Origin of the sequence: Azoarcus sp. DN11, from assembly GCF_003628555.1 — a bacterium.
GTDB lineage: Bacteria > Pseudomonadota > Gammaproteobacteria > Burkholderiales > Rhodocyclaceae > Aromatoleum.
This window is the reverse complement of record NZ_CP021731.1, coordinates 1855130-1866757: the sequence shown is the minus strand read 5'-3', so window position 1 is coordinate 1866757 and position 11628 is coordinate 1855130. Positions and strand designations below refer to the sequence as shown.

At 61.7% G+C, this 11628-nt stretch carries 10 protein-coding genes; 1 reads left to right on the top strand and 9 read right to left on the bottom strand.

Annotated elements, in window-relative coordinates:
• Window positions 1–652: 652 nt before the first annotated feature.
• Window positions 653–1339 carry an isochorismatase family protein gene (locus tag CDA09_RS08570; protein WP_121428235.1) on the bottom strand — a complete coding sequence of 229 codons (687 nt, stop codon included), beginning with the start codon at window positions 1337–1339 and terminating at the stop codon, window positions 653–655.
• 187 nt (window positions 1340–1526) lie between these two features.
• On the bottom strand, window positions 1527–2438 hold the full coding sequence (locus CDA09_RS08565; RefSeq protein ID WP_121428234.1) for a LysR family transcriptional regulator: 912 nt from the start codon (window positions 2436–2438) through the stop codon (window positions 1527–1529).
• A 121-nt stretch (window positions 2439–2559) separates the two neighbouring features.
• Here CDA09_RS08565 and CDA09_RS08560 point away from each other — a divergent pair, with 121 nt between their 5' ends.
• Window positions 2560–3012 carry a DoxX family protein gene (locus tag CDA09_RS08560; protein ID WP_121428233.1) on the top strand — a complete coding sequence of 151 codons (453 nt, stop codon included), beginning with the start codon at window positions 2560–2562 and terminating at the stop codon, window positions 3010–3012.
• A gap of 119 nt (window positions 3013–3131) precedes the next feature.
• Here the strand turns inward: CDA09_RS08560 and CDA09_RS08555 are convergent, their stop codons facing one another.
• The 7 genes from CDA09_RS08555 to CDA09_RS08525 form a co-directional block, all read right to left on the bottom strand.
• Window positions 3132–4376 carry a M24 family metallopeptidase gene (locus CDA09_RS08555; RefSeq protein ID WP_121428232.1) on the bottom strand — a complete coding sequence of 415 codons (1245 nt, stop codon included), beginning with the start codon at window positions 4374–4376 and terminating at the stop codon, window positions 3132–3134.
• Between the two features lie 184 nt (window positions 4377–4560).
• Window positions 4561–5649 carry an ABC transporter ATP-binding protein gene (locus CDA09_RS08550; protein WP_121428231.1) on the bottom strand — a complete coding sequence of 363 codons (1089 nt, stop codon included), beginning with the start codon at window positions 5647–5649 and terminating at the stop codon, window positions 4561–4563.
• 8 nt (window positions 5650–5657) lie between these two features.
• Window positions 5658–6509: an ABC transporter permease gene (locus CDA09_RS08545; RefSeq protein ID WP_121428230.1), complete on the bottom strand. Its 852-nt coding sequence runs from the start codon at window positions 6507–6509 to the stop codon at window positions 5658–5660.
• Window positions 6510–6523: 14 nt separating this feature from the next.
• Entirely contained in the window at window positions 6524–7363 is an 840-nt protein-coding gene (locus CDA09_RS08540; protein WP_121428229.1) for an ABC transporter permease, read from the bottom strand.
• A gap of 58 nt (window positions 7364–7421) precedes the next feature.
• Window positions 7422–8579, bottom strand: coding sequence for a polyamine ABC transporter substrate-binding protein (locus tag CDA09_RS08535; protein ID WP_121428228.1), 1158 nt, complete (start codon window positions 8577–8579; stop codon window positions 7422–7424).
• A 148-nt stretch (window positions 8580–8727) separates the two neighbouring features.
• Window positions 8728–9561 (bottom strand): outer membrane protein OmpK, encoded by an 834-nt coding sequence (locus CDA09_RS08530; protein ID WP_286164429.1) that lies wholly within the window; start codon window positions 9559–9561, stop codon window positions 8728–8730.
• A gap of 584 nt (window positions 9562–10145) precedes the next feature.
• The gene (locus CDA09_RS08525; RefSeq protein WP_286164428.1) at window positions 10146–11627 is read right to left on the bottom strand and encodes a purine-cytosine permease family protein; all 1482 of its coding nucleotides are present in this window, start codon (window positions 11625–11627) and stop codon (window positions 10146–10148) included.
• Between the last annotated feature and the right edge of the window lies 1 nt (window position 11628).

The window sequence follows — 11628 nt, the reverse complement described above, 5'->3', positions numbered from 1 at the left end:
AATCTGAAATGAAAAATATGGACGTGACGATTCTAACGTCCTCTCCGAATCAGGATCGGCACGTCACATTCCATCACGAAGGGCGGAATTCCACCCTGTATAAAATCACTTGCAACGGCGCCTATTATCTTGTATCTACAAGATTTTTCGCCATTTCAAGCGCAAACAAGGATGGATATGATGTCAGAGCGAAGGGGAATTCATGGCGCTCGTACCGGAACGATTGCCGCGCAAATTTATTTTTCGCACAATTCGTCCATTGACAATACCTGCGATCAAATACGGATTAATCACGGACAGCCGTGCGCTTGCTCGACAATCTAATAGTTCACCAAAACGCCTTCAAGTCGGCAGAACGATCTGCAGCCGCCATAAAATATAGCAAGCTTTATCTACGCACTTGATTTGTGCAGAGCATGGAAATTTCTTTCGCAGAAAATGGAGCTAACCCGGAATAATTTCCACACGGATCTCGACTATCGGATTCAATTCATTTTCTGAATCTGTGTTATTAACCCGTTTGCCAATTTCGTATGGCTTCGCCCCGGCGTTCGGGCCGCGACCGTCTTCGCCATCAGTTGTTGATTTCGGGCATGCATTCACCAGCGAGGGGCCGCCCAGGGCGCGCGCGCCTCACCCGGCCCGACCGGAATCAGCCCTTCATCGAGTACAGGTAGTCGACGCAGCGATCGACCGACTCCACGTCGGCGAACTTGGCGTCGATGTCGAACAGGTTCCACTCGACCGCGCCGGGCACGCGGTCGCCGATGCACTCGCGCACGGCGATCGTGCGGAAGCCTTCGGCCAAGCCGTCGCACAGCGTCGTGCGCACGCAGGCCGATGCGGTCACGCCGGTCACGAGGATGGTGTCGACCCCGGCCGCGCGCAGGAAGCCCGCGAGGTAGGTGCCATGGAAGGAGCTCGCGCGCTTCTTGACCAGCACCTGCTCACCGGCGATCGGCGCGATGCGCGAGTCGATCGCCCAGATGTTCTCGTCTGCCTGATTCACGACATCGACCGGAATCTTGTTGTGCCACAGGCCCATGTCAGTATTCGGATTGTTGCGGTCGGTGACTTGGTAGCAGGTCGTCACGTGGATCACCGGATGATTGTTCTCGCGGCACGCCTTCAGCAGGCGCTGCACGCCGGGGATGATCTCGTCGTCGATCTTCTCGCAGGTGAAGGGGTTGCCCGGGCGCGTCCAGGCATTGGCGAGGTCGACGTTGATCAGCGCCGGCTTCTTGCCAAAGCCCACGCGGCGCTGGAAGCCGCGCTCCTGGTACAGCTTGGTGGCTTGTGCGAAGGCTTGTTTGAGCATCTCATTGAGCGGGCTTTCCATGTGATCCGTCTCCAGGCAGGTTTGCGCTCAGGTGCGCGACAGAGGGGTACTTGCCCGGAGGAATACTAGCCAATACGATTGATCTATATATTGACAATTAATATCTCATTATTTCCTAGATTGACAACAATATTGAGCGCGGCCGGTTCGCATCCGCCACGATGCAGGCCGCAAGGAGCATCGTTCCCTACCCTTCGTCGAGCTGATCATCAAACAGCTCGCTCACGAACTTTACGAACGCGCTGATCTTCGCGGGCTGGTAGCGGCTTGGTGGATAGAGGACCGATATCGGCGGACCCGGCGCCGACCAGTCCGCCAGGATCGGCACGAGGACCCCACTCGCGAAATGGCGCTGCAGCGAAAGCGAAAAAAGCTGGACCACGCCGCCGCCGGATATCGCCGCGTCGATCAACGATTCGGCGTGATTGATCCAGATGCGGGCTTCCGGCATTTGCTCGAATGCGGTATCGCCTTTTCTGAAGAACCAGGGAACGGGTTGCCTCGAGGTCGGCTGCAGGAAACCGATCTGCGGATACCTTGCCAGATCCTGCGGCACCGCCGGCGTACCGTACCGGGCGAGGAACTCAGGCGACGCGCAGCAGACGTAGTGCGTCTGATGAAGCGTCCTTGCCACGCGCGCCGAATCCTTAAGGTCCCCGATGCGGATGGAAACATCCACGCCCGCTTCTTCTGGCGCGAGAACCTGGTCACCGAGCGTCATCCTGACGGTCACCTCGGGATAAAGCTCAGCGAAACGAGGCAGCGCCGGGGCAACATACATGCGCCCGATGGCGGTCGGCACGTCCACCCGGAGTACCCCCCGGGGCACGACTTTCGCCCCCCGCAAGCCCTCCTCCAATTCGCCGAGTCCATCCAGCAAGTCGCGGCCCCGCTCGTAACAGGCTCGGCCCTCGTCGGTCAGGGAAAGCTTGCGCGTCGTCCGGTTGAGCAGCCGGACGCCGAGGTGTCCTTCCAGGTTCGTGAGGTGGTTGGTCGCCGAAGAATTCGACATGCTGAGATGCCGGGCAGCGCGACTGAAGCTGCCCATTTCGACGATACGGCAGAAGACGCGCATTGCCTCAAAACGATCGATGGACATTTTATCGATAATCGAAAAAGTAATTTCGATTATTCCATATTTAAGCAAACATCCGTAACCCTCAAAATGCGCGCAGCAAAGGTCGACACGGCCGAACGGTTATTCTCAAAAGGAGCGCTTCATGACACAAGTACAGGACAGGCAAGCAGCAGGACTTCTGATCGGGCGAAGCCTGCTGGGCCTCATCTTCCTCATTTCGGGCATCGGCAAGATCGGGCGATTCGCCGCCGTCGCGGGCTATATGGCCTCGAAGGGACTTCCCATGAGCGAACTGCTCCTCACCGGAACGATTGCCCTCGAAGTGCTGGGCGGCTTGTCCCTCATCCTCGGCTGGAAAGCGCGCTTCGCGGCGGGCGCCTTCATCCTCTTCCTGATTCCGACCACCCTGATCTTTCACCCGTACTGGAGTGCCGATGCCGCCAGCTATTCGAACCAGCTGAATCATTTTCTGAAGAATCTGGCGATCATGGGCGGCATGTTCTACGTTGCCCTGCTGGGCCCCGGAAAGCTCAGCCTGGGCCGTGAGGATGAGAGCCGGACCGAGTCCGACACCCTCCAATCGAAGTCGGCCTGACCGAAACGCGCCACGCGTGTGTGTCCGAAGCCGGTCGGCGCATGATGTAGGCCCCCCCTTGCGGGGCGGTCTTGATTTTGAAGGCCTGCCGCGGGCGCGGCAGGCCGGATTCCGTCGGCTTAGCGGCGGATGATGTTGTGCTCCGGCCCGTACTTGAAGCCGGTGATGTTCTCGGCGCCGTTCTCGGTCACGACGAGGATGTCATGCTCGCGGTAGCCGCCGGCGCCGGGCATGCCTTCGGGCAGCATGATCATCGGCTCGATCGACACGACCATGCCCGGTTCCAGCACCGTCTCGATGTCCTCGCGGAATTCGAGGCCGGCCTCGCGGCCGTAGTAGTGCGACAGCACCCCGAAGGAGTGGCCGTAGCCGAAGGTGCGGTACTGCAGCAGGCCTTGCTCGGCGAAGATCTCGTTCAACCGGGCGGCGACGTCGCAGCAGCGGATGCCCGGCTTCACCAGCTTGAGGCCGGCCTCGTGCACCTTGACGTTGACCTCCCACAGCTTGAGCGAGGCGTCGTCGCAGTGATCGAAGAACATCGTGCGCTCGAGCGCCGTATAGTAGCCGGAGATCATCGAGAAGCAGTTCAGCGACAGGATGTCGCCCTTCTGCACCTTGCGCGTGGTCACCGGGTTGTGCGCGCCGTCGGTGTTGATGCCGGACTGGAACCAGGTCCAGGTGTCCATCAGCTCCGAGTCGGGGAAGCGCTTGGCGATCTCGCGGATCATCGCCTGGGTCGAGGCGAGCGCGACTTCGTGCTCGGCCACGCCTTCATGCACGGCCGCAGCCAACGCCGAACCGCCGACGTCGCACACCTGTGCGCCGTGCTTGATCAGCGCGATTTCCTCGGCCGACTTCACCATGCGCATGCGCATCGTCGGCGCGCCGATGTCGGTCAGCGTGACGGCCGGCAGCGCGGCCTTCAGCTTTTCCAGGCGCTCGACCGGGATGTGGTCATATTCGACGCCGACACGGCCCTTGTTGGCGATTTCCTGCTGGATCGCGCGGAAGTAGTTGTCACGGCGCCAGTCGGTGTAGACGATGTTGTAGTCGCCCACGGTGCGGCGCCACGGCTGGCCGCCGTCGATGTTGGCGCTGATGGAGACGACCTTCTCCTGCGTCACGACCAGGCCATAGGGGCGGCCGAACGAGCAGTACAGGAAGTCACTGTAGTAGTTGATGTTGTGCATCGACGTGAACAGCACGGCGTCGATGTCGTTGGCCGCCATGTAGGCGCGCAGCTTCGCCTGGCGGTTGTGGAATTCCTGCTCCGAGAACGTGTGCTTCACCTTTTCGCCGTTCTCGATGCGCAGCAGATCCTTCATCTCCGAGATCGACTGAATGCCGGTAACCAGATTCGTCATGTCCATCCACTCCTGTTATATGTAATGGGTGTTGCCGAAAACATCGCCGGTGGCCTGGGAACCTGCGCACCGACAACGTGAGTCCATGCTAAAGAACGGGATGCGCCCCTAATTTCCGCACTTCGACGGGCGTTTTCTTGAAAACGACGACGGCGAAAACATCGGCCGAATGCATCCCGCAGGCTCAGGCGGTGCCGCCGAAAAAATGCGCCGCAGCCGCCGGCCAGGACGCCACGACCGAGTCGCCGGGCTGCACGCCGAGGCAGTCGTAGGTGCGTTCGGGCAGGATCACCTTGAGGTCGTCGTCGATTCCGGGCACCTCGAGGAACAGCGTGACCATGTTCCCGATGAACTTGTGGCTCAGGAAACGCGCGCGGACATGGTTCTCGTGCCGGGCCTCGTCGCCGATCGCGATCTGGTCGGCATTGACGTAGAAGTCCGCCTGCGCGCCGTGCGCCCCGGCAAAATTGCCGCGCGACACCGTCATCCCGCCCGTGGCGGTGTTGAGGCGGATGGCCTGATCGCCGGCGTCGGCGACGCTCCCGCGCAGGATCGTGACGTTGCCGATGAACTCGGCAACGAAACGGTTCGCGGGATGGCGGTAGATCGCCTGCGGCGAGCCGATCTGCTCCACCTTGCCGCGGCTCATGATCACGACCCGGTCGGCCATCGAGAAGGCTTCGGTCTGGCTGTGCGTGACATACACGAAGGTGATGCCCAGTTCGCGCTGCAGGGAGCGCAGCAGCGCCTGCATGCGCACGCTGAGGTGGGCGTCGAGCGCGCTCAGCGGCTCGTCGAGCAGCAGCACCTTGGGCTCGGTGACGAGGGCGCGCGCCAGCGCGACGCGCTGCCGCTGGCCGCCCGAGAGCTGCATCACGTTGCGGCTCGCGAACTCGCCGAGCTCGAGCTTGTGCAGCCACGCGAGCGAACGCCGGTCGCGCTCGGCCTTCGCGACGCCGCGCATCTTGAGGCCGAAGCCGACGTTGTCGAGCACGCTCAGGAAGGGGAACAGCGCGAGGCTCTGCCACACCAGCGGCAACTCGCGCCGCCACGGCGGCAAGCCCTTCTGCGAGCACCCCTCGAGGCGGATCTCGCCCGCCGAAGGCTCCTCGAGCCCCGCCAGCATGCGCAGCATGGTCGTCTTGCCGCAGCCGCTCGAGCCCATGATCGCCAGGAACTCGCCCTGCCCGATGCTGAACGAGGTCTCGGTGACCGCCGTGTAGTCGCCGAATCTCTTCGATACGCGATCGATCTCTACCAGTGCTTGAGTCATAGTCGTTCTCACAAAGACAAACCGTTGTTGGTTACCAGCGCGCCGCCCGCAGGCTGCACCGGGGAGTCGGCGGCGGCGCGTTTCGCCTTGCCCATGCCGGAAAATCCCATGCCGATCGCGACGAGGAGGATCGAGGACGTGAATACCGCCGTGCCGATCGCGTTGATCACCGGGCTGACCTGCCCCTGCAGGAACACCAGCACGCGCACCGGCACCGTCTCGTTCAGGCCCGACACGAACCACGCGACGGCGAACTCGTCGAAGGACACCGCGGCGGTGATCAGGAAGGCGGCGACCAGGCTCTGCTTGCAGAACGGCAGGACGACGTGCCACAGCGTCTGCGCCGGCGAGGCGCGCAGGTTCCACGACGCTTCTTCGAGCGCGCTGTCCATCTGCGCGAGACGCAGCCGGATCATCGCCATCGCGAACGGCAGCGCGATCACGACATGGCTGATCAGCACGGCCCACACTTCGCCGGCGAGGTTGATGCGCGACAGGTAGGACAGCATCCCCAGGCCCATGATGACGGCGGGAATCGTCGGCGGCAGCAGCATCAGCAGGCCGAACAGCGACTTGCCGCGGAACTCGAAGCGGAAATCGCAGTAGGCCGCGCAGAAGCCGAGGATCGTCGACAGCAGCGCCACTGGGATCGACACCATCACGCTGCGCTGGAAGGCCTCGATCACGAGCGGATCGGTGAAGGTGCCGCCGTACCAGTCCGTCGTGAATCCCTTCAGCGGCAGCGACGGGAAGCGGTCCGCGTTGAACGAGAACACCAGGCTGGCGGCGATCGGCGCCAGGATGAAGAGGAAGGTGTAGCCCGTGTAGGCCCACCCGAACCACCGGCCGGTTTTCAGCATCCCATTTCCCGACATCATTTGCGCCTCCCGTAGGCAAGCCGCACCGCCGCGAGGGAGGTGAGGACGAGGGTCAGGATCATCACGATCGCGACGACCGCCGCGCGCGGCCACTGCTGGCCGGATTTGGTCGTGTCGATGATCAGGTTGCTCAGCGTCGGCGGCGCACCGCCGCCGAGGTAGGTCGGCGCGACGAAATCGCCGAAGGCGAGGATGAAGGCGAACAGCGCGCCGACGACGAGCGAGGGTTTTGCCAGCGGCATGATCACCTCGAACAGCGTGCGCACCGGCCCGGCGCGCAGGTTGTGCGCGGCCTCGATCAGGTTGCGGTCGATCTGCGCCAGGCCCATCGTCTGCACCAGCGTCACGAGCGGCAGCGCCAACGTGACGTAGCCGACGAGCGAACCGAAGTTGGAGTTCAGCATCGGCAACCCGTCGATGCCGAAGACCGCAAGCAGCGCATTGACGATGCCGTTGTCGGCGAGAAAGGCCTGCCACGAGTACACGCGCACGAGGTAGCTGGTGAAGAACGGCACCACCAGGAACATCAGCGCGAGCCTGCGCGTGCGCTCCGACACCGTGAACGCCAGGCTGCAGGCAGCGGGAAAGGAACAGCCGGTCGTGACGACCGCCGCGCCGAGCGCCAGCGCCCAGGTATGGCCGTAGGCCGACCAGAAGGAGCTGCGGCTCAGCATGAAGTCCCAGTTCTTCAGGGTCATGTCCGGTTCCAGCCGGAAATTCACGACGCTCCAGAACGAAATGACGAAGAGGAAAAGCAGCGGCAGCAGGAAGAACGTCAACTGCCACAGCAGGGGAGGCAGCAGCAGCGGCCACCGCCGACGGCTGGTGTTCGACATGGGGATGCTCCGGAATGGCGCCGGGCGGACAGTGGCCCACCCGGCGTTGCGGGAAGGCTCAGGCCTTTTCCTTGTACTCGGACCAGAAGTCGTTCCAGTCCTCGATGCTCTGCTGCACGGGCAGCTGACGGAACGTGATCTTCCCAGAGCGGATGTCGTCCATCACGTTGTGCCCTTGCAGCACCATGCCCTGGCGGCGCGCCTCGGCCGCGTCGCTCTGCCCCAGCAATTCCCAACCCTTGCGGTTCGGGATGAGTGCCGGATAGGCGGCCATCTTCGCGGACTTCACTTGGCCCTGCGCCGACGTGATGTACTGGATGAAGGCGTTGGCGAGATCACGGTTGCGCGACCCCTTGCCGATCGACAGCGACTCGGTCCATTGCAGGCCGCCCTCATCCGGCACGACCGAGCTCACCTTGGCGCCCGAGCGCGCCAGCGTGCCGGTGATCCAGTCGCCGATGCCGCACACGAGTTGCAGCTGCCCGTTCTTCAGGCCGCTGAAGGTGCCGCCGTAGTCGAAGAAGCCCGCCACCTGCGGACGCAGGGACTTCATGACGGCCTTGAGCTTCGCGAACTGATCCTTTTCCAGCTTGTAGGGCGCCTTGTGGCCGGCATACAGGCTGATCTCCCCCATGTTCGGCAGATACCAGTCGAAGTGCCCGACCTTGCCCTTGTACGCCGGATCCCAATACACCTTGAACGAGCGCGCCTTGCTCTCGGGAACCGCCTCGGTGTTGTACGCGACGCCGAGGAAGCCGAAGCGGACCATCACCGCGTAGAGGTCGTTGCCGTCCCAGTGCCCCGGGAACTTCTGGAACTCGGGGAAATAGTCGTCGAACGCGTAGTCCTTCGCGTCGAGGCGCTCGAGGTAGCCCGCCTTGCGCAGCTGCGGCACGTACTCCGCGTCGGACAGGATCAGGTCATAGGTGCCGGCCGGTGACTGCGAGATCAGCGCCAGCATGTTGTCACCGCCGGTGTAGTACTTTGGCTTCACCTTGACGTTGTACTTCGCCTCGAACTCGACAACGATGTCCGGCTCGGCGTGGCCGTACCACGCCAGCATCGTCAGCGTGCGCGGCTGCCCGCCCGACGACTGCGCCCAGCTGTTTGCGGCCGTCAGCGACAGCGGCAGTGCACTGCCCGCAGCCAGTGCAGTGCTGCCCTGGAGAAAGCGGCGGCGGAACGGCGACTGCAGAGACTTGTCTTCCTCTTTCATTTCGATCTCCTTTGGTACGAACGAATCGGCAGGCTGCGGCTGCTCGGGCAGCTGTCTTGCCTCGCCGGCGAAACACCGCGAACACACCCGCAACCGGCCGCGGACACCCTGTCAGATGACCGTCGCGCCGGTTGCGGCAGAAGGAAAATCAGAAGTTCCAGCGCACCAGCAGCGTCGGAGTCGTGCGCGAGTACGTGCCGCCGCCCTCGCCCGCCGTCTTGCTGTAGGTGGCGTACTCGTGGCGGTAGCCGACGTCGAAATGCTTGTTGAGTTTCAGCCACAGGTCGGGCTGGACGAAGACCGTGTTGTCGCGCTCCTTATTGTTGAAATTCACCAGCAGCAGCGGCGACCAGGTGAATTTCAGCCCCGCTACTTCGAACGGCAGCATGGCAAACGTGCGCCAGAACAGGGTGCGGATGGTCTTCCCTTCGTCGCCGGTGAAGCGCGCGCCGCGCGTGTAGAAATCGGTTTCGAAGAAGCTGAAACCGGGCAGTTTCAGGTCGAACGCGATACCGAAATTGTTTGCGCGGAAGTTCGCATAGGAGCCCCGTTCGAGGCGCGCTGCGAGATACACGTCCTGGATGATCCCGAACGAGACATTCGCACCGGTGATTTTGGAAAGGCTCAGGCGCGGATTCCACACCAGAAAATACTGATTCCTGGTCTGCTCGCCGAACGAGCCCGCGCCGAATCCATTGAAGCTTCCAACGTCCTTGCCGTAGTAGGTGTCAGCAAAGAAATAATTGTCGCCATACTCATGCACGCCAAAATGCTCGAGGCGCACGGTCGTCATTTTCTCGTCGGCCGTGCCGGTGCCGAAAACCGGATCGAACTTGGATTCGGTCGTATAGCCGACCGTCACGTTCGTGTTCTGCCAGCTTTCTGTCGCGAAGGCACTCTTCCCCGTGGCCATCCCCAAAGCCACACAGCACCCGGCAATCAAGGCAGCGCCGGACCTCCGTCCAATCACCTTGCTCTTCATCTGTTTTTTCCTTTGGTCTGAATTTCATTGTTTTGCTTTCCGGGGCGTGACTGCTCTTGCAGCTCTCAAATGGCCATCCGGATATTTTTCTTGCTGCCCGACACACAAATCGATCTGCGCAGGTCCCTCCTCTTCGACGAGATTTTCCGGGCGCGTGCGGCGCCCCCGCCTGCTCCGCTTTGATTTTCCTGCTGTACTTTCCGGAATCAGGTGGAGGCAAGTATGGAAACGTGCCGCGCGGGCGCATTTCCTGATATCGACAAGCCTTGTCGTGCTGCCGACATCGAAGGAAATGTCGAAAACGCGCAAATAAGGGAATTCCGTGCCGAAATGCAGAGGTTTTATTGCAATTGAAATTCGCCGCGACGAATGCGGCGTAAAAGAAAATCGGCCCTGGCCGCGTCGTTGAAGACGCGGCCAGGGCCGATTCCGTTCGCCAGCGTATTGCGGGCGCGAATCTCCTTCGGGTTATGGGCCCGATGTCGCTCGCTGCTCCGCGAACGCCCACCGGCCCACGATCTCAGTCCATCGCGCTCAGGCGTGCTTCGATACGTTCATCGCCTCGACAGCAAAGGTATTGCGACTCAGGCTCTGCCCCTTGCCAGTTGTACCCCCGCTACGTGTCCCTTCGCTGCTCGTGCCCTTGCCCCTTGTGAGTAACGCAGCGCGTACCGACGGCCCAACACATAGTAGAGAATTGCAGAGTTTGCGCCGCCGGCGAGCCAGGAAAGATCGACTCCACCCATTGCCACGGCAAAGGGGCCTTGAAACAGCGGAATGATTCCGTACATGAACAGATACGTGCATCCCAGACCGCCAAAGAACGCCACCATCGCCGCCGGATTGAATTTTCGCATGTGCCGGGATTCCGGCCCCTCGAAGAGGAAGTCGAAATTCCTGGTATTGCGTTCAAACACGAAGCAATGCACCCCCATGATGCCGCCCCAGGCGGCAACCCATGCCACGATGGAGATCAGCCACGCATCAAGCGCGTGTGCGAAGTTGTCCTGTTTCATGAAGAACATGACCGCCAACATTGCGAAGACGCCGACCATGATCGACAGCTTGTGCCTGGAGATCTTGATATCCATGGCCTGAGCCGCCACGCCGAATGTATAGAGGTTGATGATGTTGGTGGCAATCGGGCCGTGAATGACGAGCGCCAGCACAGGGATCGCGAGCACCCCGAAATTGGAGACGATCAGTGCGCCGGGGTCGGCGCTTCCACTCTTCGTTGCCAGGGTCGCGCCCAGCACGCCCAACCACACCACGGGGATGAATTGACCGAGCGTACTGGCAAGATAAAGGCGCGTCTTGCACACAGTGGTCGACACAAAGCGCGAATAGTCCGGTGCATACGTGAACCAGCCGATTCCCCAGCCAATGCCGATGGCGGTCATCACGGCACTCATGGCCGCGAGTCGCGGCATGCCGGCCAGCACCTTGCCTTCGGGTCCTGCGTATGCCCAGTTGATATCGAACTGGGTCCAGGCAACGACGCTCATTGCCACAAGCACCAGCACCGTAGGCGGAACGGTCCATTTTTCGAAGGCGGCAATGGCCCGATACCCGATGTAGCAAATGACGACTTGGGTGGTCATGATGATCGCTGCCGTCGACAGACGCCACCAGAAATTTTCCGCGGTCGGATCGACCCAGCCAAGTTGGCCGAAGAGTGCCATCACCAGATCGAGAATGATCCAGGTATTCACCGCCGACCAGCCGACTGCGAGCAATGCCTGAATGGCGGCCGGGAGGTAGGCCCCATGCCGACCGAACGCGGCACGCGAAAGCACCATTCCGGTGACGCCGGTTCGCTGCCCAAGCAACACAAAGGCGCCAAAGCCAAGCATTCCAAGCAGGTTGCCGGCCACAAGGACGGTGATCGTGTCCGCGAGCGAGAGTCCGAGGTTTATCCCGAGTGCGCCCAGAATCCAGTTGATGGGCGCAACGTTTGCCCCCGACCAGATCCAGAATTGCCCCCAAACGGATTTGGTTCGCCGATGCTCGGGGATCGGTTGCAGCATCTCTTCAAGGTCAGCGGCGTCGCTTCCATGGTTACTCATT